General features: G+C 74.4%; 19 protein-coding genes. 10 read left to right on the forward strand and 9 right to left on the reverse strand.

The annotated features are described in order from the left end of the window. Window positions 1-160: 160 nt before the first annotated feature. The 5 genes from I598_RS14290 to I598_RS14310 form a co-directional block, all read right to left on the reverse strand. Window positions 161-1,909 carry a choice-of-anchor I family protein gene (locus I598_RS14290; protein WP_068203556.1) on the reverse strand — a complete coding sequence of 583 codons (1,749 nt, stop codon included), beginning with the start codon at window positions 1,907-1,909 and terminating at the stop codon, window positions 161-163. A gap of 100 nt (window positions 1,910-2,009) precedes the next feature. Then, the gene (locus I598_RS18185) at window positions 2,010-2,843 is read right to left on the reverse strand and encodes an SGNH/GDSL hydrolase family protein (protein ID WP_068203558.1); all 834 of its coding nucleotides are present in this window, start codon (window positions 2,841-2,843) and stop codon (window positions 2,010-2,012) included. After that, a complete protein-coding gene (locus I598_RS14300; RefSeq protein ID WP_232314171.1) occupies window positions 2,840-4,054 on the reverse strand; it encodes a glycosyltransferase in 1,215 nt (404 codons plus the stop codon). Before I598_RS14300 ends, I598_RS18185 begins: the two co-directional genes overlap by 4 nt. After that, on the reverse strand, window positions 4,051-5,169 hold the full coding sequence (locus tag I598_RS14305) for a glycosyltransferase family 4 protein (protein WP_068203562.1): 1,119 nt from the start codon (window positions 5,167-5,169) through the stop codon (window positions 4,051-4,053). Before I598_RS14305 ends, I598_RS14300 begins: the two co-directional genes overlap by 4 nt. A gap of 95 nt (window positions 5,170-5,264) precedes the next feature. Continuing rightward, window positions 5,265-6,602 (reverse strand): glycosyltransferase 87 family protein, encoded by a 1,338-nt coding sequence (locus I598_RS14310; protein ID WP_232314172.1) that lies wholly within the window; start codon window positions 6,600-6,602, stop codon window positions 5,265-5,267. Between the two features lie 152 nt (window positions 6,603-6,754). On the opposite strand from I598_RS14310, the gene I598_RS14315 reads away from it, so the two are divergent. After that, entirely contained in the window at window positions 6,755-7,999 is a 1,245-nt protein-coding gene (locus I598_RS14315; RefSeq protein WP_068203563.1) for an acyl-CoA dehydrogenase family protein, read from the forward strand. Window positions 8,000-8,215: 216 nt separating this feature from the next. Here I598_RS14315 and I598_RS14320 read toward each other — a convergent pair whose 3' ends face one another. The 3 genes from I598_RS14320 to I598_RS14330 all read right to left on the reverse strand — a co-directional run bounded on the left by I598_RS14320 (window position 8,216) and on the right by I598_RS14330 (window position 11,308). After that, on the reverse strand, window positions 8,216-9,775 hold the full coding sequence (locus tag I598_RS14320; protein WP_068203565.1) for an NAD-dependent epimerase/dehydratase family protein: 1,560 nt from the start codon (window positions 9,773-9,775) through the stop codon (window positions 8,216-8,218). A 65-nt stretch (window positions 9,776-9,840) separates the two neighbouring features. Continuing rightward, window positions 9,841-10,533 (reverse strand): nicotinamide riboside transporter PnuC, encoded by a 693-nt coding sequence (gene pnuC / locus I598_RS14325; protein ID WP_068203568.1) that lies wholly within the window; start codon window positions 10,531-10,533, stop codon window positions 9,841-9,843. 34 nt (window positions 10,534-10,567) lie between these two features. Beyond that, complete coding sequence (locus I598_RS14330) at window positions 10,568-11,308, reverse strand: TetR/AcrR family transcriptional regulator (protein WP_068203570.1); 741 nt, start codon at window positions 11,306-11,308, stop codon at window positions 10,568-10,570. Window positions 11,309-11,405: 97 nt separating this feature from the next. On the opposite strand from I598_RS14330, the gene I598_RS14335 reads away from it, so the two are divergent. From I598_RS14335 to I598_RS14345, 3 genes are read left to right on the forward strand one after another with little or no spacing between them, the layout of a single operon-like run. Continuing rightward, the gene (locus I598_RS14335) at window positions 11,406-13,205 is read left to right on the forward strand and encodes an ABC transporter ATP-binding protein (protein ID WP_335583265.1); all 1,800 of its coding nucleotides are present in this window, start codon (window positions 11,406-11,408) and stop codon (window positions 13,203-13,205) included. Beyond that, window positions 13,202-14,023: an energy-coupling factor transporter transmembrane component T gene (locus tag I598_RS14340; protein ID WP_068203573.1), complete on the forward strand. Its 822-nt coding sequence runs from the start codon at window positions 13,202-13,204 to the stop codon at window positions 14,021-14,023. The genes I598_RS14335 and I598_RS14340 overlap by 4 nt, the downstream gene beginning before the upstream one ends. A gap of 14 nt (window positions 14,024-14,037) precedes the next feature. Next, window positions 14,038-14,610 carry an ECF transporter S component gene (locus I598_RS14345; RefSeq protein ID WP_068203576.1) on the forward strand — a complete coding sequence of 191 codons (573 nt, stop codon included), beginning with the start codon at window positions 14,038-14,040 and terminating at the stop codon, window positions 14,608-14,610. Window positions 14,611-15,026: 416 nt separating this feature from the next. Here the strand turns inward: I598_RS14345 and I598_RS14350 are convergent, their stop codons facing one another. Continuing rightward, the gene (locus I598_RS14350; protein ID WP_232314174.1) at window positions 15,027-15,257 is read right to left on the reverse strand and encodes a DUF4231 domain-containing protein; all 231 of its coding nucleotides are present in this window, start codon (window positions 15,255-15,257) and stop codon (window positions 15,027-15,029) included. A 47-nt stretch (window positions 15,258-15,304) separates the two neighbouring features. Between I598_RS14350 and I598_RS14355 the strand changes: the two genes are divergently transcribed. The 6 genes from I598_RS14355 to I598_RS14380 all read left to right on the forward strand — a co-directional run bounded on the left by I598_RS14355 (window position 15,305) and on the right by I598_RS14380 (window position 23,139). Further along, window positions 15,305-15,925 (forward strand): mycothiol-dependent nitroreductase Rv2466c family protein, encoded by a 621-nt coding sequence (locus I598_RS14355; protein WP_068203578.1) that lies wholly within the window; start codon window positions 15,305-15,307, stop codon window positions 15,923-15,925. 29 nt (window positions 15,926-15,954) lie between these two features. Then, window positions 15,955-16,878, forward strand: a complete 924-nt coding sequence (locus tag I598_RS14360; RefSeq protein ID WP_068203580.1) for an LLM class F420-dependent oxidoreductase — start codon at window positions 15,955-15,957, stop codon at window positions 16,876-16,878. Window positions 16,879-17,123: 245 nt separating this feature from the next. Continuing rightward, the gene (locus tag I598_RS14365) at window positions 17,124-18,899 is read left to right on the forward strand and encodes a glycosyltransferase family 2 protein (RefSeq protein WP_068203582.1); all 1,776 of its coding nucleotides are present in this window, start codon (window positions 17,124-17,126) and stop codon (window positions 18,897-18,899) included. Continuing rightward, window positions 18,896-19,627 (forward strand): efflux RND transporter periplasmic adaptor subunit, encoded by a 732-nt coding sequence (locus tag I598_RS14370; protein ID WP_068203584.1) that lies wholly within the window; start codon window positions 18,896-18,898, stop codon window positions 19,625-19,627. The genes I598_RS14365 and I598_RS14370 overlap by 4 nt, the downstream gene beginning before the upstream one ends. Next, entirely contained in the window at window positions 19,624-21,720 is a 2,097-nt protein-coding gene (locus tag I598_RS14375) for a glycosyl hydrolase (RefSeq protein WP_068203586.1), read from the forward strand. The genes I598_RS14370 and I598_RS14375 overlap by 4 nt, the downstream gene beginning before the upstream one ends. A gap of 63 nt (window positions 21,721-21,783) precedes the next feature. Further along, entirely contained in the window at window positions 21,784-23,139 is a 1,356-nt protein-coding gene (locus tag I598_RS14380; protein ID WP_068203588.1) for a uracil-xanthine permease family protein, read from the forward strand. The last annotated feature ends 1 nt before the right edge of the window (window position 23,140 follow it).

The raw sequence follows: 23,140 nt of genomic DNA on the forward strand, positions 1-23,140 counted from the left end.
GGCCATGACGGCGATCACCGCGTGGGTCTCGTCGTCGGCTCGCTGCCGTACCTGGTGCTCGCGCTGCTGCGCCTCGCCGGCCTGCGCTGAGCAGGCTCCGGACACGACCGTGGGCGCACCCCCCCGAAGGGAGTGCGCCCACGGCGTACCGGGGGAGGGCTCAGCGGCGGGTGACCCGCTCGACGTCGTACAGCGTCGTCGTGCCGGACACCTCGTTGGCGACGGCGAGCATGGGCTGCCAGGTCGGGGAGGCGTACCAGGGGACGAAGGTGATGCCCTCGGGGCCGAGGTCACCGGCGGCGGCCAGCGTCTCGCCGACGTCGGCGCCGTCGTCGAGGGCGTCCTCGACGGACACCGAGTAGTCGCGGTTCGAGACGTACGAGACGAACTCGGTGCGCCGCGGCGACGTGACGTCGAAGATCATGACGCCGCTGGCACGCTCCAGACCGACGAACGCGTAGGTGCGCCCGGACACCTCGCCGAGGGTGAGCGCCTCGGGCTCGGGGCCCTTGTCGTCGCTGCGCCCCTCGAAACCGGTCTCGGAGTGGTTGGTGTTGAACGCGTCGCCGAGCGCCGCGGCCGTGACCTCCTCGAGCTGCTCGCCGGAGTCGAAGACGAGCTCGCCGTCCGTGCTCCAGATGGAGAACGACCGGCCGCCCATCGCGTACAGCTCCTCGTAGCAGGAGCCGTCGGCACGCAGCCCGGACGCGGTGGTGACGTTGAGGCGGCCGAGGTCGGCGTCGTCGAGCAGCGCGGCGGCGGGGGAGTCCGCGCAGACGGGCGCGAGGCCGTCGTCGCCGAGGTCCTTGACGCGGGCGGGCTCGACGTAGTCGCCCCACTCGCGGGCGTCGCCCTCGTTCGCGGTGACGAGGTACGTCTCGCGACCCACCTGGTACGACGAGATCGTGTCGGGCATGTACAGGCCCTTCACGGGTACGGTGCGGACGTCGGCGACGTCGTCGCGGTCCGACGGGTCGATGCCCTGCCCGACGACGGAGTGGTCCTTGGCGCCGAGCGACCAGACGTCGGTCACCTTCGCCCGCTTGAGGTCGACGACGGCGATCGCGTTCGCCTCCTGCAGCGTCACGTAGGCGGTGCGGGAGCGGGAGTCGACGGTCACGTACTCCGGCTCGAGGTTGCGCGACACGCGGTGCTCCAGCGACCCGGAGGCGTCGGCGACGTCCGGCCCGAAGACGCGCACGCCGTCGGGCAGGTTCGCACCCTCGAACGCGTGGAAGTCGGCGGTGGCGACGTCCTTCTGGCGCAGCGACGACGCCTTGCGCTTGAGGACGGGCAGGTCGACGACCGACACCGAGCCCTCGGGGTCGACGCTGAAGTCGTCGGCGGGCTCGCCCTCGTTCGCGACGACGGCGGTGCGGCCGTCGGGCGTGATCGTCACCATGTCGGGCAGGGAGCCGACGCGCACGGCGCCGAGCGCGGCCCCGCGACCGGCGGCGTCGAAGAACACCAGCCAGCCCAGGTCGGTCTTGACGTCGGACTCGACGGCGATCACGCCCAGACCGTCGGGCCGCACCGCCACGGAGTTCGCGACGGCGCCCTCGGGGACGACCGACCCGTCGGCGGCCTGCACGCCCGTGGTCTGCACGGCGAACAGCTCGGTGGGGGACTCGGGGCGGCGCACGTCGAGGGCGCGGACCTGCGCGGCGGCCGCGTCGACGGTGAACATGCGGCGCGTGAGCGCGTGGTAGGCGACGATCTCCTGCGCGGACTCGTCGAACACACCGGTCGAGTAGGTGCCGATCGGGTCGATGGTGATCCGGGCGTCGTCGGCGAGGTGCTCGACCGGGTCGAACGGCGCGGGAGAGGCCGCCGAGGCGGACAGCGCCAGCGGCAGCGTCAGCGCGGCGGCGGCGCCGAGCGCGAACAGGGGACGGGTTCTGCGAGACAAGTGGTCCTCCGTGGTTCCCGGGGCGCGCGCAGGCCGCGACGCCCGTCGCCGGAACGCTAGGGGCGGCCGGTGGCGGCCCGGCCCCCGGCCGGTGAACCGTTCATGACCTGGGGATGAACGCCTCCGCCGTGGCCTGGGCGGGCAGCGCCGGGCTGAGGGCGGGCAGGTCGAGCGGCACGCCCCGGGCGTCGTCGACGACGGCCCGCACCAGGCCCGGCAGGAAGTCGCGTCCCCGCCGCCAGGCCCAGGGGACGCCCGCGACGGCGAGCCAGGCGGCCCGTGCGACGGCCGACGGTGGCGCCGGCGCGGCGGGCAGGCGGCCGACGAGCGTCGCCGCGTCGAGGCCGCCCCCGCCGCGGGCGAGCCGCCGGTACGCGGCCGCAGCGACGTGCCGGTGCCCGAGCGGCGACGGGTGCACCCGGTCGACGTGCCACGCCCCGATCCCCGCGGCGCGCAGGGCATCCCCGACGGCGAACACCGGGAGGCCCCGGGCGACCACGCGGACCGTCGCGTTCACGGCCTCGACCCGCGCCCGCATCACCCGCCGCACCCGCGGCGGCAACAGCTCGAACAGGCCGATGGGCGGCAGGGTCGCCAGCACGATCGTCGCGCCGCGCCCGCGCAGCACGTCGACACAGACCGCCAGGTGCCCGGCGACCTCGACGGGGGAGAAGTCGCTGCGCAGCGCGTCGTTGCCGCCCGCGACGAGCGTCACGACGTCCGGGTCGAGCGCCAGGGCCGCGTCGAGCTGCTCCGCGACGACCGATCGCGCCCGCGCCCCGTTGCTCGCCAGGTTCGTGAACGTCGCCGCGCCGCAGAGGGTCGCGAGGTGCGCCGCCCAGCCGGGTCCGTGCGGCGCGTCCGGGGCGACGACGTCCCCCACGCCCGCGGTGATGGAGTCGCCGAGCGCGACGACGACGGGCCCGCCCGTCACCGGGCGCCTCGCACGACCACCGCACCCCGCGCGGGCGCCGGTGCGCGGACGTCCGCGCCGTGCAGGCGCAGCATCGCCTTCGCGGACGCCGCCCAGCCGAACAGCTCGGCCCGTTCCCGGGCCGTGCGGCGGCGCTCGCGGGCGTCACGGTCCAGCACGACGCGCACGGCCAGCTCCAGCGCGGCGGGCTCGGGGGCGGCCGCGGCCCCGGCGGCGCCGACGACCTCGGGCAGCGCGCTGGTCGTGCTGCACACGACGGGCGTGCCGCAGGCCAGCGCCTCCAGTGCGGCGAGCCCGAACGTCTCGACGGGCCCGGGGGCGACCACCACGTCGGCGGTGGCGAGCAGCGCGGCGACGTCGTCGCGGTCGGGCACGAACCCGAGGAACCGGGCGTCGACGCCCCGGGCCGACGCGCGGGCACGCAGCCGGCGCAGCTGCGGCCCGCTGCCGGCGACCACGAGCCGCACCGCGACACCGTCCGCGACGAGCCGCCCGACGGCCTCGACGGCGAGGTCGACGCGCTTCTCCCGGGACAGCCTGCTCACGACCAGCACCACGGCCTCGCCGTGCGGCGCGAGCCGGCGACGCAGCCCGGCGTCGAACCGGTCGGGCGTGAACCGGTCCAGATCGACACCGAGCGGCACCCGGTGCAGCGGCGGCAGGATGCGGCGCCCCGCGAGCCGTTCGACCTCACCCGCGGCGAACTGGGTGGTGGCGACCAGCCGGTCGAACCGGGTGAGGGTGGCGGCGTTCCACGCGTCGGCGACGGCGGGCGCGAGCCGCCGCCCGACGGGCCCGGGCCGGGCCCCGCTACCCGCACCCGGCCAGAACGCGGCGAGGACGCCGTCGAGCCGCTCGTGCAGGAACGCCAGCGACGGCACCCCGGCGTCGCGCGCCCACAGGCCGAGCCCGGTGAGCGAGGCGCGGTCCGACACCTCCAGTCGGTCCGGCTCCAGGGTGTCCAGCAGGTCGCGCACGGCGCCCGGCCGCACCACCATCCGGTAGCCGGGGGCGCCGGGCACGGGTGGCGCGGCCACCTCGACCACCCGGACGCCGTCGGCGTCCCGCACCCGCGCCGTCGGGCCGGGCACGACGAGCACCGGTTCGTGGCCGCGGGCCCGGTACTCGCCGGCGAGCGCGTGCATGGCCGTGCGGATGCCGCCCGAGCGCGGAGCGTACGCGTTGGCGACGTGGACGATCCGCACGCTCACACCCCCGCGGTCTGGCGCGCGGCCTCGTAGTGCTGCACCAGCTCGTGGCACACCTTCGCCCACGTGCGGCCCAGCGCGCGCTCGCGGGCGGCCTGCCCGAACGCGGCCCGCTTGCGGGCGTCGCCCAGCAGGTCCACGACGTGCGCGCGCAACGCCGCGTGGTCCCCGGGCGGGTAGAGCCAACCGGTGTGGGAGTGCGCGACGACGTCGAGCGGCCCGCCGGTCGCGGGCGCCACGACGGGCACGCCGCTGGCCAGCGCCTCCTGGAGGGTCTGGCCGAACGTCTCCAGCTCGCCGGGGTGGACGAACACGTCGAGGCTGGCCGTCGCGCGGGCGAGCTCGGCGCCGCGCAGCAGCCCGGTGAAGTGCGCGTCGGGCAGCAGGCTCTCCAGCAGGGGCCGCTCGGGGCCGTCCCCGACGACGACGAGCCGTACGCCGGGCAGGTCGTCGAGCACGCGCAGCGCCTCCACCTGCTTCTCCGCGGCGAGCCGCCCGACGTATCCGACGAGCAGCGGCCGTCCCGCCCCGACCCGGGCCCGCCACGCCTCCACGCGGGCGCCGGGGTGGAACTGGACCGTGTCGACGCCGCGGCCCCAGTGGTGCAGCCGCGGGACGCCCCGGGCGCGCAGGTGGTCGATGGTCGAGGAGGACGGCGCCAGGTTGACGGTCGCGCGGTCGTGCAGGTTGCGCACGCGCCGCCACAGCAGCGGCTCCAGGTGCCGCATCCCGTACCGGGCGGCGTACCCCGGCACCTCGGTCTGGTAGACGGCCACCGTCGGCACCCCGAGGGTCTCGGCGGCCTGGAGCCCCCGGTACCCGAGCATGAACGGCGAGGCGAGGTGCACGACGTCCGGCGCGAACGCCGCCAGCGTCCGTTCGATCCGGGCACGCTGCCCGACGACGACCCGCACGTCCGGGTAGCCCGGCAGGCCGACGGCGGGGACCTCGACGACGGGCGCGCCGTGCACGAACGGCGGCACGTCGTCGTCGGCGTCGGGCGCGAGGACGAGGGCCTCGTGGCCGGTGGTGCCGAGGTGCTCGAGGACCCGCAGCACGGAGTTCGTGACCCCGTTGACCTGCGGGAGGAAGGACTCTGCGACGATCGCTACCCTCACGCTCGCACTGTCCCGGCGGCGGGTGACGTCCGGGGGTGCGCGCGGCGACGTGTCGTGGTCGGGTGGCGGAACGCCCGGGAAACGGACGCCGAGAACTACGCGGACCGTACGGGCTCGGGAGCCTTCGACGCACCGACACGGACGATCCGCCACAGGGCGCCGAGCATGAGCACGACGAGGGCGAGGTTGCGCAGGGCCTCGACGGCGACCATCCACGGCTGCCCCTCGAGGAAAGGCCCGTAGGCCACGGGGTAGACGAGGTAGGTGGCGTACGCGGCGAGCACCATGCCGAGGGCGGGGGGCCACCACCAGCGCAGCGGACGCCCGGCGGGCACGGCGGCGAGCGCGACGGCGACGGGCGGGCCGATCCACGCGATGAACTGCGGCGAGCCGACCTTGTTGAACACGATGAGGGCGACGAGCAGGGCGGCCGCGCTGAGCAGCACGAGCTCGTACGTGCGGGCGGGGTGGCGGCGCGCCGCCCACCAGGTGACCGCGGCGACGGCGACGACGGCGACGATCAGCAGCCAGTCGAGCAGGTCCGCGACCGCGCGGGCGGCGTCACCGGTGAACTCGTAGGTGAAGATCTCGTCGTTGTAGTCGATGACGACGGTCGGGTCCCACAGCCGCGCGACGGAGAACCAGGTGCCGAACACGGACTCCGCCTGGAGGGTGCGGTCCCCCTGCTCGCCGAACACGCTGAGCGCGCGGGAGCCCGCACCGCCGAACAGGGCGAGGCCCACGACGACGAGGCTGACGACGGCGCCGGGCACGACGACGGCGCGCAGCAGGTCACGCAGGTCCCGCCGGGTCGCGGCGACGGCGACGACGACCGCGCCGGGCGCGATCTTGATCCACGCACCGAGGGTCGCGACGGCGACGGCGACGCGCGGGTGGCGGCGCGCGACGACGAGGGCGACGAGGATGAGCGGGGCGATCACGCCGTCGAGCCGGCCGAGGAAGATCGGGCCGAGGGCCAGCAGGAACAGCAGCCACCACCAGGCGCCGAGCGCACCGCGCGGCGTGGAGCGGACGAGCAGCACGGTGGCCAGCGCGTTCAGGGCGACGACGAGGGCCACCCACACGATCTCGTAGCCGAGGACGTCGTCGGAGAGCAGGGCGGGCAGCCCGACGGGCAGGAGCGCGCCGACGGGGTACACCCAGTCGTAGTCGAGGACGGGCCACTGGCCGTGGTCGAGCCCGTAGCGGGCCCACCACTCGTAGAGGGTGACGTCCCCGAAGATCGTGTTCTGCCAGATGATCGCCTCGTGGACGAGCTTGGCGTGCACGACGGCGAACGCCAGCGCGAGCAGCCACGGGGACGTGAGGTAGCGGCCGCCCCGGTCGCCGGCGGCGGTGTCGTCCCCGGTCGTGCGCGCGGGGGTGCCGCCGGTGGGGCGGTCGGAGGGGCGGAGGTCCGCGTCGTCGGGCACGGGGACATGGTGGCAGAACGGCGCGCGCCGGTGAATGGGACGTCGTATCAGTTGACTGAGACTGCGTCGCAGGCGCATGATGGGAGCAGAACGGCGCCGCCGCCACCAGCCTCGTCGGCGGCGCCGTCGCTCCCGCTCGAGAGAGGTGCCCCATGCCCCGCCCCGCCCCCGTCATGCCCGGCGTCACCGCGCCCGACTACGACCTCACCACGCCGTCGGACGTCGACTACGCCGGCGCGTTCGCCGGCGTCGCCCCCGAGGCGCGCGAGCACCAGCTCGCCGTCCGCGCGTTCGTCCAGGACGAGGTCCTGCCGGTCATCGACGGCTACTGGGAGCGCGCCGAGGTGCCGTTCGACCTCGTGAAGAAGATGGGTGAGCTCGACCTCCTGCGCGACGGCGTCGACGTCGCCGGGCGCCCCACGGTGTCGTTCATGGCCGAGGGCCTCGCCAGCATGGAGATGTCCCGCGGCGACGGCTCCGTGGCCACCATCTGCGGCGTCCAGGGCGGCCTCGCCCTGCGCTCCATCGTCATGCACGGCTCGCCCGAGCAGGTCGAGCGGTACGCCGAGCCGATGGCGCGCGGGGAGATCCTCGGCGCGTTCGCGCTCACCGAGCCCACCCACGGCTCCGACTCCGTCTCCCTGGAGACCACCGCCCGCCGCGAGACCCGCGACGGCGTCGAGGGCTACGTCCTGGACGGCGAGAAGAAGTGGATCGGGTTCGGCTCCTGCGGCGACATCACCGTCGTCTGGGCCCGCCTGGTCGGGGACGACGGCGACAACCAGGTCCACGGCTTCATCGTCCCGCAGGACGCCCCCGGCTACACGGGCACCACCATCGAGGGCAAGGCGTCCCTGCGCGCCATCTGGCAGGCGCACATCGTGCTCGACGACGTGTTCGTCCCCGCCGACGCCGCCCTGCCCGGCGCCACCTCCTTCAAGGCGACCGCCGCCGTGCTCTTCGCGACCCGCCTCACCGTCGCGTGGTCCGCCGTCGGGCACGCGATCGCCTGCTACGAGTCCGCCGTGGCGTACGCCCAGCAGCGCATCCAGTTCGGCAAGCCGCTCGCCGCGCAGCAGATGGTCCAGGAGCGCCTCACCCGCATGCTCTCCACCGTCACGCAGATGCAGCTCCTCGTCGCGCGCCTCACCGAGCTCGCCGACGCCGGCACCCTCACCGGTGAGCAGGCGTCCCTCGCGAAGTACACCTGCACCCGCGGTGCCCGCGAGGTCGCCCAGATCGCCCGCGACATGCTCGGCGGCAACGGCATCCTGCTCGGCAACCGCGTCGCCCGGCACTTCGCCGACATCGAGGCCATCCACACCTACGAGGGCACCGAGTCGATGAACGCGCTCATCGTGGGCCGCGACATCACCGGCTTCTCCGCGTTCGCCTGAGGTGAGCGGAGGGTGAGGGCCGCAGCGCAGCAAGGCACTCGCCCGCAGCGGAGCCGAGGGCGAACGCGGCGCAGGTTCCGGTTCGCCTGACCACCCCAGACTGACGGCGTGGGTCGACGCCGCAGACCGTGCGCACCGCCGGGTCCACCAGCCCCGGCGGGCCGCACCCGCAGGGCGTCGTCCCCTCCCACCCGGAGGGGGCGGCGCCCTGCGTCGTCAGGTGAGGTGGAAGGCACCCGCGCGGGCGTGCGCGTGGAGCCGGTCGAGCAGGGCGAGCTGGCGGTGCGCGCGAGCGGCGAGCACCGCGAACCGCTCGGGGTCCAGCCCGAGCTCCGGGGCGAGGTCGTGCAACGTCTGCCACCCGCCGAGCTTGCCGACCACGGCCGAGCGCATGAGCTCCACCTCGAGCACCAGCGACAGCGGAGACCTGCTCACGACCCGCCCGTTGAGCTTGAGGCGGCCCAGCCGCTCCGCCAGACCGGCGGCCGCCTGACGCCACGGACGGCGGGGCAGGCCGAGGGCGGGCAGCAGCGAGACGTACAGCGCCCGTTCGGCGCGGATCTGCACGGCGAGCTCGGCGAGCTCCGGGTGGAACGGCGAGTCCGGGTACGACCCGACCATGCGATCGATCCGTCCGAGGCCCGCCGTGGCACCGGTGAGATGGTCGGACAGGTAGAGGCCCAGCAGCTCGGTGTCGATCTCGGCCGGCACTCCCGCGCCGTCGTCGACGGGCGACGAGCCGTCGGGGTGCGTCGCCGGCCGGAGCGGGCCGGAGGCGAGCCCTCGGCCGTCGGCCATGCCGTCGACGACGTCGGCGAGCGCTGCCGCCGCGCTGTGCCGGGGCCGCCACCCGAGCTCCGTCACGGCGCGGGTCGTGTCCATCACGGGCACGCCCATCCCCATGTCGAGCCAGCCGGGGTCGGTCGGGACGGCGCGCAGGTCGTAGGCGGTGGCGAGGGCGGCCCGCACGACGCCCCGGGGGAGCTCGAGCACCCGGCCGTGACCGACCACGCGTGCCAGGTCGGGCCCGCGGAGCAGCTCGGGCGCGGCAACGTTGAAGGCGCCCCCGTGCCGCCCCAGCACGACCCGCAGGTAGGCGTCCGCGACGTCGTCGGCGTGGACGGCCTGCAGCCGCAGACCACTCGGCAGCGGCAGCACCGGCAGGTGCCCGCGCAGGACGCCCACGGGTACGAGCGGGCCGACGAAGTAGCGCACGATCTCGTGCCCGGCGTCCCCCTGGAAGATCAGCGCCGGCCGCACCCGGGCCACGCGGAGCCCCGGGTGCCGCCGTTCCAGGTCGTCGAGCACGCGCTCCTGCGCGGCCTTGTCGACGCTGTAGTGGGACGAGGCGATGCCGCGCGTCGGCCAGTCCTCCGCGTGCGGGACGTCGTCGTGGGCGCGGGAGTAGGCGCCCACCGACGACGCGACGACGAGGTGCGGGACCCCGGCGCGTGCCGCGGCCTCGCCGACGCGGCGGGTCCCGTCGACGTTGGTGCGGCGCAGCAGGTCGCGGTCGCGGTTGGGCTGGATCAGCCACGCCAGGTGGACCACGGCGTCCGCACCCGCGAAGAGCCGCGTGAGCTCGTCGACGACGGGTGCGTCGTCCGGGGCGGCGAGGTCGAGCGCCGCCCACCGGGCGTGACGGTAGGGGTCCGCGGTGCGGTCCGGCAGGCGTCGTGCGACGCCCAGCACGGAGGTGACGGCGGGTTCTGCGGTCAGGGCCCTCAGGAGTGCGGTCCCGACGTTCCCCGTCCCGCCCACGATGACGATGCGCATCGTTCCACCCTCACACCGAGGCTCGTGGAACGCATCACCTCGGGCGGCGACGGGGATCCGTACCGTCAGGCGAGGGCGGCCTGCTCGCGGCGGTGCACCCGCCACCACACGAAGAACCCGACGAGCGTGAACGCGCCGTAGAACACGTACATCAGCGCGGTGGCGTAGTAGCCGGCGCTCCACAGCAGGGGCACGCCGACGACGTCGACGGCGACCCAGATCAGCCAGAACTCCACCCAGCCGCGCGCCATGCCGTACGTGGCGAGCAGGGAGCCCATGAAGATCCAGGCGTCGGCCCAGACCGGCTCGTAGGAGCCGAGGGCGCGGAAGAGCGGGGTGAGCGCCAGCGTGCCCACGGCCATCGCTGCGACGAGGAGGATCCGCTGCCACCAGGTGGCCCACTGCGGGTGCACGCCCTGCCCGCCCGACGACGGCACCTTGCCGTCGGCGCGCACCTCCAGGTCCTGGCGGCGGGTCTCGCGCCAGCGCATCCACCCGTACACGGACACGGCGATGAACATGACCTGGCGGCCCGCCTGGCCGAGCATGTCGGGGCGGCCCGCGTCGCCGAACCAGGAGCCGAGGAACACGGTGAACAGCAGGACGTTGCCGACGATCCCCACCGGCCACGCCCACACCTTGCGCCGCATGCCGCCGAGCGCGGACGCCAGGCCGAACCCGTTGCCGATGACCTCGCGCCACAGGATCGGCTCGGAGCCGCCGACCGTGAACGTCGCGGTGAAGAGCCAGTCGATCATCGGATGCCCCCGGGTCTGGTGGTCGACGTGCGGGTCAGGACAGGACGTCGCGGACGGCGCGGGCCACGTCCTCGGGGCGGGCGCCCGCCTCGAGGACGGTGACGACGACCCGCTTGCCGCTCGGCACGGGCTCGTTCGACGCGGCGCTCGGCGCGGCGGCCGCACGCCGCAGGTCGGCGAACGCCTCCTCCAGGTCGGGGCGCAGGTCGAGGTGCGGGTTGCGCAGCCAGCGGCGCAGCACCGCGTTGTGCACGGCCACGACGGAGGCTGCGAACGAGATGGACATGGTGCTCAGGGAGCGGTCCGGGGGCAGCGTGTCGCGCAGGTAGGCGGTGAACGCCCGCTCGTAGCGGTGCGTGGTGACGAGCTCGCGGTCGCGCAGCGCGGGGACCTGCTGGAGCAGCTGGTGCCGGGCGAGCGACGTCTCGCGCTGGCCCACGTGGTGGTCGAACACCAGGCGCGCGGCCCGGCACACCTCCAGGTACGGGTCGACCGCCGGGTCCCACGCCGTCTCGCGGCTGCGGTTGGCCTCCTCGCTGGCCCGCGCCTCCGGGCGGGTCGCCGCCAGCAGGACGACGACCTCCTCCAGCAGCAGCTCGTGGTCGGCGAAGACCACGTCCTCCTTGGAGCGGTAGCGGCGGAAGAACGTCGCCCGGCTCACCTGGGCGGCGTCGGCGATCTCCTCGACGGTCGTGCTCTCGTACCCCTGCCGGGAGAACAGCTCGATGGCGGCGTCGACGGCCTGGGCGTGGGTGTGCGTCCGGACGGCGGTCATAGGCAGGAGGCTACTCCGGCGTGAGACTGCGTCGCGCGGCGTTCGACCTGCGGGACGCCCCTGTCGCCAGAAGGTGAGGTTTGCCTATCCTGTGCCGGTGACCCCAGCCCTGCTCGACCTGCGCGGCCTGCGCGTGCGGCACCACCTGCCGGACGACGACGGCGGGTACCGGCTCGGCGAGCCCGCGCCCGACGGCGTCGACCTCGTCGTGCACACCGGCGAGACCGTCCTGCTGCTCGGACCGTCCGGCTGCGGCAAGTCCACGCTCGCCCTGGCCACCAACGGGCTCGTCCCGCACGTCGTCGGCGCCGACGTCGACGGCACCGTCATCACCGCAGGACACGACGTCGCGGGCCACCGCACCCCCGAGCTCGCCGCCGACGTCGCGATGGTGTTCCAGGACCCCGACGCGCAGGTCGTCACCGCCACCGTGCTCGACGAGGTGTGCTTCGCCCCCGAGAACCTCTGCGTGCCCGCCGACGAGGTACTGCGCCGCGCCGAGGCCGCGCTGCGACAGGTCGGGCTGTGGGACCGTCGCGCCGACGACCCCGCCGTCCTGTCCGGCGGCGGCCGCCAGCGCCTCGCCCTCGCGTGCGCGCTGGCCTCCGGCGCCCGGCTGCTCGTCCTCGACGAACCCACCGCCAACCTCGACCCGGCCGGCGTCGAGGAGGTCTACGCCGTCCTGCGCCGCCTCACCACCTCGGGGGAGCGGGGCGTGCTGCTCGTCGAGCACGACCTCGACGCCGCCGCGTCCCTCGCCGACCGGGTCGTCGTGCTCGACGGCGCGGGACGGGTCGCCACCGAGGGCGCCGTCCGGGACGTCCTCGTCGGGCAGGCCGACCGGCTGGCCGCGCTCGGCGTGTGGCTGCCCACCGCGACCCTGGCCGCGCTGCGCCTGCGCGACGCGGGGATCGTCGTCGACCCGCTGCCGCTGCTCCCCGCCGAGCTCACCGCGGCTCTCGACGCCCTGCCCGCCCTCCCGCCGCCCTCGCCTCCGTCGACCGCGCGGACGACGTGCCGCCCGACGGCGCCCGCGACGTCCGCGGCAGACGCCCCCGGACCCGACGCCGACGCCGTCGTCCGCGTCCGTGACCTCACCGTGCGGCGCGGTGGCCGCACCGTCCTCGACGGCATCGACCTCGACGTCGCCCGCGGCGAGCTCGTCGCCCTCGTCGGTGCCAACGGCGCCGGCAAGACGACGCTCGCGCAGGTCGTCGCGGGCGTCCTGCGACCCCGCCGCCGGGACCTCACCGGTTCGGTCCGGGTCGCCGGGCTCGACCCCCGCCGTGCCGCCGTCCGCGACCTCACCACCGCTGTCGGGTTCGTCTTCCAGAACCCCGAGCACCAGCTCGTCACCACCCGCGTCGACGACGAGCTCGCCCTCGGCCTGCGCCGCCGCGGGCTGCCCGAGGACGAGGTCGCGGCCCGGGTCGAGGACGTCCTGCGCCGCTTCGGCCTCACCCACCTGCGCGACCGGCACCCCTTCTGGCTGTCCGGTGGGCAGAAGCGCCGCCTGTCCGTCGGCACCGCCGTCGTGACCCGACCCGACGTGCTCGTCCTCGACGAGCCCACCTACGGGCAGGACCGCGAGCGCGCCGTCGAGCTCCTCGACCTCCTCACCGCCCTGCACGACGACGGCACCACCGTCGTCGTCGTGTCGCACGACATGCAGCTCGTCGCCGAGCACGCCACCCGGGTCGTCGCGCTCGCCGACGGGCGCGTCGTGGCCGACGGCACCCCCGACGTCGTGCTGGGCGACGACGACCTGCTGCACGCCGCCGGGCTGCGCGCACCCGCCCTCGCGCGGGCGACCCGGGGACTGCGCGACCCTGCCTGGCGCGGTGTCACCCGCCTCGCCGACCTCCCGTCGGCGCCGCTCGTCGGGGCGGGCGCATGAGCCCCGCCGTCGCCGTGCCGGGCCCGATCGCAGCGGCCCGTCCTCGCCGGGGCAGCCCGGCCGACCTGCGCACCTACAACCCGCTGGTCAAGATCCTCGGGCCGCTGCCCGTCATGGTGCTCGTCGTGACCACCCGCGACCTGCTCACCCCCGCCCTGGTCGCCGCCGCGACGCTGACCGCGATCCTCGTCATGGCGCGCCCGCGCGGCCGCGTGCTCGCCGGCCTGCTGCTCGGCCTGCCCGCGCTCGCCCTCGTCATGACCGTCTCGTTCGGCGTGCTCACCGACCCGGCGCAGGTCGACGACACCCGGCTGCTCGCCGTCGTCGGACCGTTCGAGCTGTGGTCCGGCGCGCTCGCCGTCGGGCTCGCGACTGCCCTGCGCACCGTCGCGCTGCTCCTGCTCGTGCTGCTCGGCGGGCTCACGACGTCCGGCACCGACCTCGTCCGGTCCCTCACCCAGCAGCTCCGGCTGCCCTACCGCATCGGGTACGCGGCGCTGGCCGCCCTGCGGTTCGTCCCGCGCTTCGCCCACGAGCTGCAGGTCATCCAGGGTGCCCACCGGGTGCGCGGCGTCGCCGACGGTCGCGGACCCGTCGCCGCCGCCCGCCGCCGGCTCGCCACCGTCGTCCCGCTGCTCGCGGGAGGCATCCGGCACGCCGAACGCGTCTCCCTCGCGATGGACGCCCGCGGGTTCGGCGCCCACCCCCGCCGCACCGAACGCGTCGTCGTGCCCTGCGGCCCGCGCGACGCCGTCCTGCTCGTCTCGATCTGGGCCGTCGGCGCCGCCTGCGCCGTCCTGGCCGCCGCCCTCACCTGACCCTGGAGAGCCCGATGACGTCCCTCACCACCCGCTACCTCATGACGTGCGCCGCCATCGGCGCCGCCCTGGGCGTCCTGCTGATCCCCGCGAACTTCGTCAGCGCGCCGCTGGCCGCCGCCGCCCCGATGGCGTACGCGCCGATGGTCGGCCTGTGGATCATCGGGCCCGTGCTCGCGCTCGCCCTCGTGCGGCGACCCGGTGCCGCGGTGCTCACCACGTTCGTCGCGGGCGTCGTGTCCTCCGCGTCCCCCGTGGGCGCCTGGTCGATCGTCACCTGCCTCATGGCGGGCGCCGCCGTCGAGATCGCCTTCCTCGTCACCCGCTACCGCGTGTGGAAGTCGTGGCTGTTCTACCTCGACGCCGTCGTCTTCGGCGCCCTCTACGTCGCCTCCGGCTGGGCGGCGTTCAACATGTCCGCCATGGCGCCGGGCGTGCTCGCCGTCTTCGTCGCGCTGATGATCGGCAGCTTCGTCGTCTGCACCGCCATCGGCCTGTTCCTCGCCCGGCGCCTCGCTCAGGCCGGCGTCGCACGCGGTCTCGCCCCCACGGCGCGAGTCAGCGCAGGTTTCGGCGAGTCAGCGTGAACTTCGTTCAATCAGCGCACGGTGGCGCGAGTCAGCGCGGATGGGCGCGAGTCAGCGTGGACTTCGTTCAGTCAGCGCAGGTTGCCGCGAGTCAGCGTGCGTCGGGTTCGGACGTCGGAGGGTGCCGCGCGTCGTCGCGTTCACGGGCCCCGGGGGGCCCTCCACTTCGGGTTGGACGACGACGCGCGGCACCCTCCGACGTCCTTTGCCCTCGCGTTCCGCGAGAGTCACGTCGTCCGAGCGCTGACTCACGCCGTCGTGCGCTGACTCGCGGAAACCCGCGCTGACTCGCGGGGACCTGCGCTGACTGGCGGGGACCTGCGCTGACTGGCGGGACCTGCGCTGACTGGCGCCGTCGTGCGCTGACTGGCGGGAACCTGCGCTGACTGGCGCCGTCCTGCGCTGACTCGCGGCGTTCAGGCGCGGCGGTCGGGCTCGTCGAAGCCGACGGGGCGGCGCAGCGCGCGCTGGAGGTAGCGGACCTCGCGGACGGCGATGCCCGCGGCGAGGGCGAACGGCAGCCAGGCCCAGGGACGGCCCCGAAGAGCGGCGACCAGGGCGACCACGGCGATCAGCCCCGCGCCGACGACGGTCGCGACGCTCGCCCAGCGCACCGACCGGACGGCGGCGACCACGTTCTGCAGCACGTTGCGAGCGTAGCCCTCGACGTCGTCGGCGGGGGTACCGTGCCCAGGTGACTTCCACCGAGACCACCACACCTGTCGTCGACGTGTACGTCGACCCCTTCTGCCCGTTCGCCTGGGTGACGTCCCGCTGGGCGCTCGAGGTCGCGGAGCACCGCGACGTGGCCCTCACGTTCAAGCTGATGAGCCTGTACCTGCTGAACCAGGACAAGGACATCCCGGACGGCTACCGCACGATGCTGGACTCGAGCCGCGGACCGGGACGGGTCGCGGCGGCCGTGCAGACGGAGCACGGGCCGGAGGCGTTCAGCCGCTACTACACGGCGTGGGGCACGCGCTGGCACGACGCCGGCGTGAAGGACGTCGACGTCGTCGTCGCGGAGTCGCTCGCCGAGGCCGGCCTGCCCGCCGAGCTCGCCCAGGCCGCGACGTCCGACAAGTACGACGCCGCGCTGGAGCAGAGCCACCACGCGGGCATGGACCCGGTGGGCGACGAGGTCGGCACGCCGACCTTCCACGTGGACGGGGTCGCGTTCTTCGGGCCGGTGCTCACGCGCGTCCCGCGCGGCCAGGAGGCGGTGGGGATCTTCGACGCGGCGGTGACGCTGGCGGCCTACCCGCACTTCTTCGAGCTGAAGCGGACGCGCACCGAGTCCCCCGTCCACGCCTGACACGCCACCAGCACGAACCAGGAGCCACCATGACCCTCGACCTGCGCATCTTCACCGAGCCCCAGCAGGGGGCGTCCTACGACACCCAGCTCGCCGTCGCGCGCGCGGCGGAGACCCTCGGCTTCAGCGCGTTCTTCCGCAGCGACCACTACGTGGCGATGGGCGGCGACGGCCTGCCCGGCCCCACCGACTCGTGGACCACCCTCGCCGGGCTGGCCCGGGAGACGTCGACGATCCGGCTGGGGACCCTGGTGTCGTCGGCGACGTTCCGGCACCCGGGCGTGCTGGCGATCCAGGTGGCGCAGGTCGACGAGATGTCGGGCGGCCGCGTGGAGCTGGGGCTGGGCACGGGCTGGTTCGCGGCGGAGCACGCGGCGTACGGCATCCCGTTCCCGGACAAGAGGTTCGGGATGCTGGAGGAGCAGCTCGAGGTGATCACCGGGCTGTGGGGCACGCCGGTGGGGGAGACGTACAGCTTCTCCGGCGAGCACTACACGCTGACGGACAGCCCGGCGCTGCCGAAGCCCGCGCAGGCGCGGATCCCGATCGTCGTCGGTGGTGGCGGCCCCCGCCGCACCCCGGCGCTGGCGGCCCGGTTCGCCGACGAGTACAACCAGTCGTTCCCGGAGATCGACTCGATCGGCCCGCGCATCGCGGTGATCGAGGAGGCGCTCGCGGCGGCGGGCCGTGCGCCGGGGTCGCTGACGCAGTCGGTGGCGCTGGTGACGGCGGTCGGTGCGGACGAGGCGGAGTTCGCGCGCCGTGCGACGGCGATCGGCCGGGAGCCGGCGGAGCTGCGGGAGCACGGGATCGCGGGCACGGTCGCGGAGGCCGTGGACCGCCTCGGTGCGCTGCGCGAGGCGGGCGTCGAGCGGGTGTACCTGCAGGTCCTGGACCTGCAGGACCTCGAGCACCTGGACCTGGTCGCGCGCGAGGTCGCCACGCAGCTCTGAGCCCGGGGCGCGGCCGGCCCGCTCCCCGGAGGAGCGGGCGTGTGAACGGGCGGTTGCGCGGGGCGAACGGTCCCGTTGCGGGCTCGTGGAGATTCGGGACGCGTCCCGCTTCACCCGTGACACGCGCCACACCGCGGCCTACGTTGAGCAGCAGACGAGGAAGTGGGTTCCCCAACGCGGGGGACCCACTTTCTGCGTTCCCGGGGCCTTTCCCGCTGTGCTGTACCTCTCGAAGGGACACGCCGATGACCACGCTCGACACGCGCAGCTCGGAGCTGCCGTTCCCCGCAGGGCCTCCACCGGCGCAGACCACGACCATCCAGGGCGACCCCCAGGCCGCCGCCCGCCGTCGGGACGCGAACGCCGCCGCGCACTCGCCGTCGCTGATGCTCATCATGATGCTCGCCACGCTGGGTGCGGTGGCGTACGGGGTGTTCCTCCTCGACCCGGACCACCGGGGCGACTGGCTGCCGTACGTGCTCGTGATCGTCGCGGAGTGCCTGCTGCTGGGGCTCGCGCTGCTGGCCATGTGGACGGTGCTGTCGTCGGGCTACAACCCGCGCGACTTCGCCTACCACCACGCGCGGGACCGCATGTTCGACGCCCCGGAGATCCTCCGCACGGGCGCCACGGACGACCCGACCCGGTGGCGCCTGTACCTGCACGACCGACCCGTGGCCGTCGACATCTTCATCACGACCTGCGGGGAGGACGTCGACACGATCGCCCGCACCGTGCGGGCCGCGATGGCGGTGCACGGCGAGCACCGCACCTGGGTGCTGGACGACGGCCGCGACGACGAGGTGCGCGACCTCGCCGCGACCCTCGGCGCCCGGTACGTGCGGCGGCTGTCCAGCGGCGGCCAGAAGGCCGGCAACATCAACCACGCGCTGAGCATCGCCAAGGGCGAGCTGTTCGTGGTGCTGGACGCGGACTTCGTGCCGAAGCCGGACCTGCTCGTCGAGACCGTCCCGTTCTTCGTGCGCGACGACGTCGCGTTCGTCCAGTCGCCGCAGACGTACGGCAACATGCACACCCTCATCTCGCGGGGTGCGGGGTACATGCAGGCGGTGTTCTACCGTTTCGTGCAGCCCGGCCGGAACCGGTTCAACGCGGCGTTCTGCGTCGGGACGAACGTGGTGTTCCGGCGCGAGGCCATCGACGACATCGGCGGCATGTACACGGACTCGAAGTCGGAGGACGTGTGGACGTCCCTGCAGCTGCACGAGCGAGGCTGGCGGTCCGTCTACATCCCGCAGACCCTCGCCGTCGGCGACACGCCCGAGACCATCGTCGCGTACGCGAAGCAGCAGCTGCGCTGGGCGACGGGCGGGTTCGAGATCCTCCTGCAGCACAACCCGCTGTCACCCCGCCGGCGGCTGACCGTCGACCAGCGGCTGCAGTACTTCGTCACCTCGACGCACTACCTGTCGGGGATCGCGCCGCTGCTGCTCCTGCTGGTGCCGCCGCTGCAGATCTACCTGGACCTCGCCCCCATGCGGCTCGACGTGTCCGTCGGCACCTGGCTGCTGTACTACCTCGGCTTCTACGGGCTGCAGATCGCGCTCGCGTTCTTCACGCTGGGGTCGTTCCGCTGGGAGGTGCTGCTGCTGTCGGCGGTGTCCTGGCCCATCTACGTCAAGGCGTTCTGGAACGCCCTGACCGGCAAGCAGCAGGCCTGGTCGGTCACCGGGCGCACGGGCGGCGCCACGTCCCCGTTCGAGGTGATCGTGCCGCAGGTGCTGTGCTTCGTCTTCCTGCTCATCACCTCCGTGGTGGGGGTGTGGAAGCACGGCGGCGACGACGGCCTGCCCGGCCTCGCCGTCGCGTGGAACATCACCAACACCGTCATCCTCGGCGGCTTCCTCGTGACGGCGCTGCGCGAGCACCGGGCCGCCGTGCGCGAGCAGCGCGCCGCCCGCCGTCCGGCCCGGGCCACCCGCCCGGTCCGCACGACCCGCACCACCCGGAAGGTCGCCCGGACCGACCGCCAGACCGTGACCACCGGAGGTGCCGCATGACCTGGGCCACGCGCATGAAGCTCGCCGTCGGCGTCGTCGTCATCCTGGCGCTCTGCGCCACCCTCACCCTGGTGCTCAACCGCCGGCTGACGCAGGCGCTGTCGTCGCAGGCCACGATCGTCTCCGAGGAGGTCGCCGTCGGCACCGACTACGCGGGCACGATCGTGGAGTCGTTCGTCGACGAGGGTGACGCGATCGAGGCCGGCGAACCGATGTTCCGCCTGCGCAGCCTCGTCCTCGCCCACGACCTGTCCATCGGGCTGGTGTCGAAGAAGGCCGCCTCGTACGAGGTGACGGACGACGGCGAGATGACCGTGGTCGCGCCGGTCGACGGCGTGGTGGCGGAGATCGACGCCACCCCCGGTGGGTTCGTCCAGTCGGGCACCGTCATCGCGACGCTGTACGAGGAGGGGACCACCCGGGTCGACGCGCGCCTGCTGCTCGACCCCGCCGACTTCGCCCGCATCGAGAAGGGCACCTACGTCCGCATCGTCCTGCCCGACCAGTCGGAGCTGCCGGGGGAGGTGGACACGATCGGCGTGCAGAACACCCGCAACCGCGCCGAGGCGACGGTGAGCGTCGTCAGTCCCACGCTCACCCAGCAGGCCGCCGAGGCTCTCGTCCTGCCGGGCACCCCCGTCGTCGCGCGCGTCGAGCTCCGCGACGAGGGACCGATGGCGGGCCCGGACCTCGCCTTCCAGCGGTTCCTGCAGAGGCTGGGCCTGTGAGGCGGCCGCTCGCCGCGGGCGCCGCGGTCGTCCTCACCCTGCTGACGGCGTGCACGACGACGGACGCCGTGACCGCACCGGTGCCGGCCGCCTCGGGCGTCGCGGTGGCCGACGCGCAGGCGCCGGACGTCGACCCGGCGTCGCTGCCCGCCGCCGACACCCCCGCCGTGCCCCTGCGTCTCGCCGAGGGCCTCGCGCCGCCGACGAACCGCTGGTTCTCCGGCCTGGTGTTCGGTGACACCCCGCAGCCGGTGTTCCCGCTGCCGGTCTCGATGGGGCTCACCGCGTCCGGGTTCGCCTACGGGCTGCCCGAGGTGTCCGCCGACGGGACGCTCGTCATGGGCGGGCACGCACCGCAGGTCCAGGCCGACCTGCGCGAGCCGGTCACGGGCGTCGTGTCGGGCTACGACGCCGCCACCGTCGCCGTCGACCTCGTCGCGGGCGACGACGCGGTGTTCGGCACCCTGCACCTCACCCGCGGCTCCCCGGTCGTCGCGTACACCGCGGGGCGCGACCACGACCTCGACCTCAACCAGCCGTTCGCCGCCGCCGACGGGCTCCCGGACGACGTCGCGGCGGCCCAGGTCGCGGGCCGCACCCACGTGCTCGTCGGCGCGGACGGGCTGGACGTGGGCGAGGTCCTCGCCGACGGCGGCACGTCGCTGGCGCTCGCGGCCGGGGACACGGTGTCGTGGCTCGTCGCGCCGGACGGCGGCGAGGACGTGCTCGGCGACCTCGTCGAGGCGGTGCGCGACCCCGTGGTCTCCGCCGAGGTCGGGTACACGACCGCGGCGGACGAGGTCACGACGTCGGTGACGTACGTGACCGCCGGGGGTGGGGACGCCGTGGTCGTGCGGTTCCCGCACCAGGCGGGCGCCGCCGACGACGCGACCTGCGACCTGGGCACGTACGCGACGGTGCTCGGCACCGCGTCCGTGTGCGTCGCGTCCACCCTCGGCTGGACGGCCCCCGCCCGCGAGCCCGCCGCGGCGCCGGACCTGTCCGGCCTCGACGGCGGCCTGCGCGACGAGATCGCCGACCAGGTCGGGGCCGACGTCGAGGCGTCGCTCGCGGAGGTCCGCCCCGCGGACACCTACTTCGGGGGCAAGGCCCTGGCGCGCGACGCCAACCTGTGGCTGCTCGCGCGGGAGCTCGGGCTCGACGACGCCGCGGCGGAGCTGCACGAGTCCCTCGTGACGGACCTGCGCACCTGGACCGAGCCGGACGGCTGCACGACCCGGCCGGAGCGCTGCTTCACGTTCGACGAGTCGCTGCGCAGCGTCGTCGGCCAGGCGCCGTCCTTCGGCAGCGACGAGGGCAACGACCACCACTTCCACTACGGCTACTTCCTCTACGCGGCCGGGGTGCTGGCCGCCGAGGACCCCGCGCTGGGGGACGAGGTCGCACCCGTCGTGGACCTGCTCGCCGCGGACGTCGCCGCGGCCGCGGCCGTGCCCGTCGAAGGGGGTGCCCCCCTGCCCGCCCTGCGGGTGTTCGACGTCGTCATGAGCCACTCGTGGGCGTCGGGGCCGTCGCCGTTCGCGGACGGGAACAACCAGGAGTCGTCGTCGGAGGCCGTGAACGCCTGGAACGGGCTGGCGCTGTGGGCGGACGCCCGTGGCGACGAGGCCCTGGCAGGCCAGGCCCGCTGGCTGCTGTCCGCGGAGGCCGCCGCCGCCCGCGCCTACTGGACGGACTTCGACACCACGGACCCGGTGGTCGAGGGTCTGGAGGCCTCCGTGACGTCCCTCGTCTGGGACGGCAAGCGGGAGCGGGCGACGTGGTTCTCGGCGGAGCCGAGCGCCGCGCTGGGCATCCTCGTGCTGCCCGTCACGGGCGTGTCGACGTACCTGGGCGGGGACCAGGACCGGGTCCGCGCCAACCTCGTCGAGGCCCTCGGCACCGACGACCTGTGGGCGGACCCGGCCGCCTGGGACGTCATGTTCGGCGACCAGCTGCTGTCGTACGCCGCCCTGCTCGGGCCCGACGACGCCGCCTCCGCGCTCGAGGTCGCCCGCGACCTGCCCGACGAGCGCATCGACGACGGCTCCACCCGGTCCTGGCTGCTCGCCTGGCTCGGCTCGCAGGCCTGACCGCACCGACCCGCGCCGGTACAGTGAGGCAGCCCTTCACACCTTCTTCACGGACGGAGCATCATGCAGCGCGGATGGACCAGGCACGGCGACGGGCGCCGGGTCGCACCGGGGGAGGTCGTCGCCCCCGGCGAGCGGCTGTCGTGGCCGCGGACGATCGGCATCGGACTCCAGCACGTCGTGGCCATGTTCGGCGCGACGTTCCTGGTGCCGATCCTCACCGGCTTCCCGCCGTCGACGACGCTGTTCTTCTCGGCGATCGGCACCATCGGGTTCCTGCTCATCACGGGCAACCGCCTGCCGAGCTACCTGGGGTCCAGCTTCGCGTTCATCGCGCCGATCGGTGCCGCCACGGCGTCGGGCGGCCACTCGGCGGCGGTCGGCGGCATCCTCGTCACCGGCCTGCTCCTGGTCGTCGTCGGGGTGGTCGTGCACTTCGCCGGCCCGCGCTGGATCGACGTCGTCATGCCGCCGATCGTCACCGGCGTCATCGTCGCGCTCATCGGCCTCAACCTCGCGCCGGCGGCGTGGAACAACTACTCGCAGGCTCCCGTGACGGCCACGGTGACGCTCGCGTCGGTGATCCTCATCTCCGTGCTGTTCCGCGGCATCCTCGGTCGCCTGTCCATCCTGCTCGGCGTCCTCGTCGGGTACGTCGTCGCGGTGGTGCGCGGCGAGGTGGACTTCACCCAGGTCGACCAGGCGAGCCTGTTCGGGCTGCCCGAGTTCACCGCCCCCACGTTCGACCCGTCGGTGCTCGGGCTGTTCCTGCCCGTCGTGTTCGTCCTCGTCGCCGAGAACGTCGGCCACGTGAAGTCCGTGGCGGCGATGACCGGTCAGAACCTCGACGACAAGATGGGTCGTGCGCTGCTCGCCGACGGCGTCGCGACGACGCTGGCTGGCACCGGCGGAGGGTCCGGCACCACCACGTACGCGGAGAACATCGGCGTCATGGCGGCCACCCGCGTCTACTCGACGGCCGCCTACTGGGTGGCGGGGATCGGTGCGCTGCTGCTGTCGTTCTCGCCGGTCTTCGGGGAGATCGTCAACAGCGTCCCGGTCGGCGTCCTGGGCGGCGTCACGACCGTCCTGTACGGCATGATCGGCGTGCTCGGCTTCCGCATCTGGGTGCAGAACCGGGTGGACTTCGCCGACCCGGTGAACCTCACCACCGCCGCCGTGCCGCTCGTCATCGGGATCGCGAACTTCCGGTGGACGGTCGGCGACCTGGTGTTCGAGGGCATCGCCCTGGGCACCGCCGCGGCGCTCGTGGTCTACCACCTCATGCGGACGATCGGCCGCTGGCGCGGGACGACGACGGAGATCGCCTCCCCGGCGTCGGCGTCGATGACCGACGCACCCGACGGCACGGACCCGGTCCGCGCGGCGGACGACGCGTCCGGCGTCAGCTCCGACTGAG

The sequence above is a fragment of the Isoptericola dokdonensis DS-3 genome (assembly GCF_001636295.1).
Lineage (GTDB): Bacteria > Actinomycetota > Actinomycetes > Actinomycetales > Cellulomonadaceae > Isoptericola > Isoptericola dokdonensis.

Coding starts and splice junctions, on each gene's coding strand:
- I598_RS14315 (WP_068203563.1), top strand. CDS start 6,755: ATGCCCCGCCCCGCCCCCGTCATGCCCGGCGTCACCGCGCCCGACTAC.
- I598_RS14320 (WP_068203565.1), bottom strand. CDS start 9,775: ATGCGCATCGTCATCGTGGGCGGGACGGGGAACGTCGGGACCGCACTC.
- pnuC (WP_068203568.1), bottom strand. CDS start 10,533: ATGATCGACTGGCTCTTCACCGCGACGTTCACGGTCGGCGGCTCCGAG.
- I598_RS14330 (WP_068203570.1), bottom strand. CDS start 11,308: ATGACCGCCGTCCGGACGCACACCCACGCCCAGGCCGTCGACGCCGCC.
- I598_RS14340 (WP_068203573.1), top strand. CDS start 13,202: ATGAGCCCCGCCGTCGCCGTGCCGGGCCCGATCGCAGCGGCCCGTCCT.
- I598_RS14345 (WP_068203576.1), top strand. CDS start 14,038: ATGACGTCCCTCACCACCCGCTACCTCATGACGTGCGCCGCCATCGGC.
- I598_RS14360 (WP_068203580.1), top strand. CDS start 15,955: ATGACCCTCGACCTGCGCATCTTCACCGAGCCCCAGCAGGGGGCGTCC.
- I598_RS14365 (WP_068203582.1), top strand. CDS start 17,124: ATGACCACGCTCGACACGCGCAGCTCGGAGCTGCCGTTCCCCGCAGGG.
- I598_RS14370 (WP_068203584.1), top strand. CDS start 18,896: ATGACCTGGGCCACGCGCATGAAGCTCGCCGTCGGCGTCGTCGTCATC.
- I598_RS14380 (WP_068203588.1), top strand. CDS start 21,784: ATGCAGCGCGGATGGACCAGGCACGGCGACGGGCGCCGGGTCGCACCG.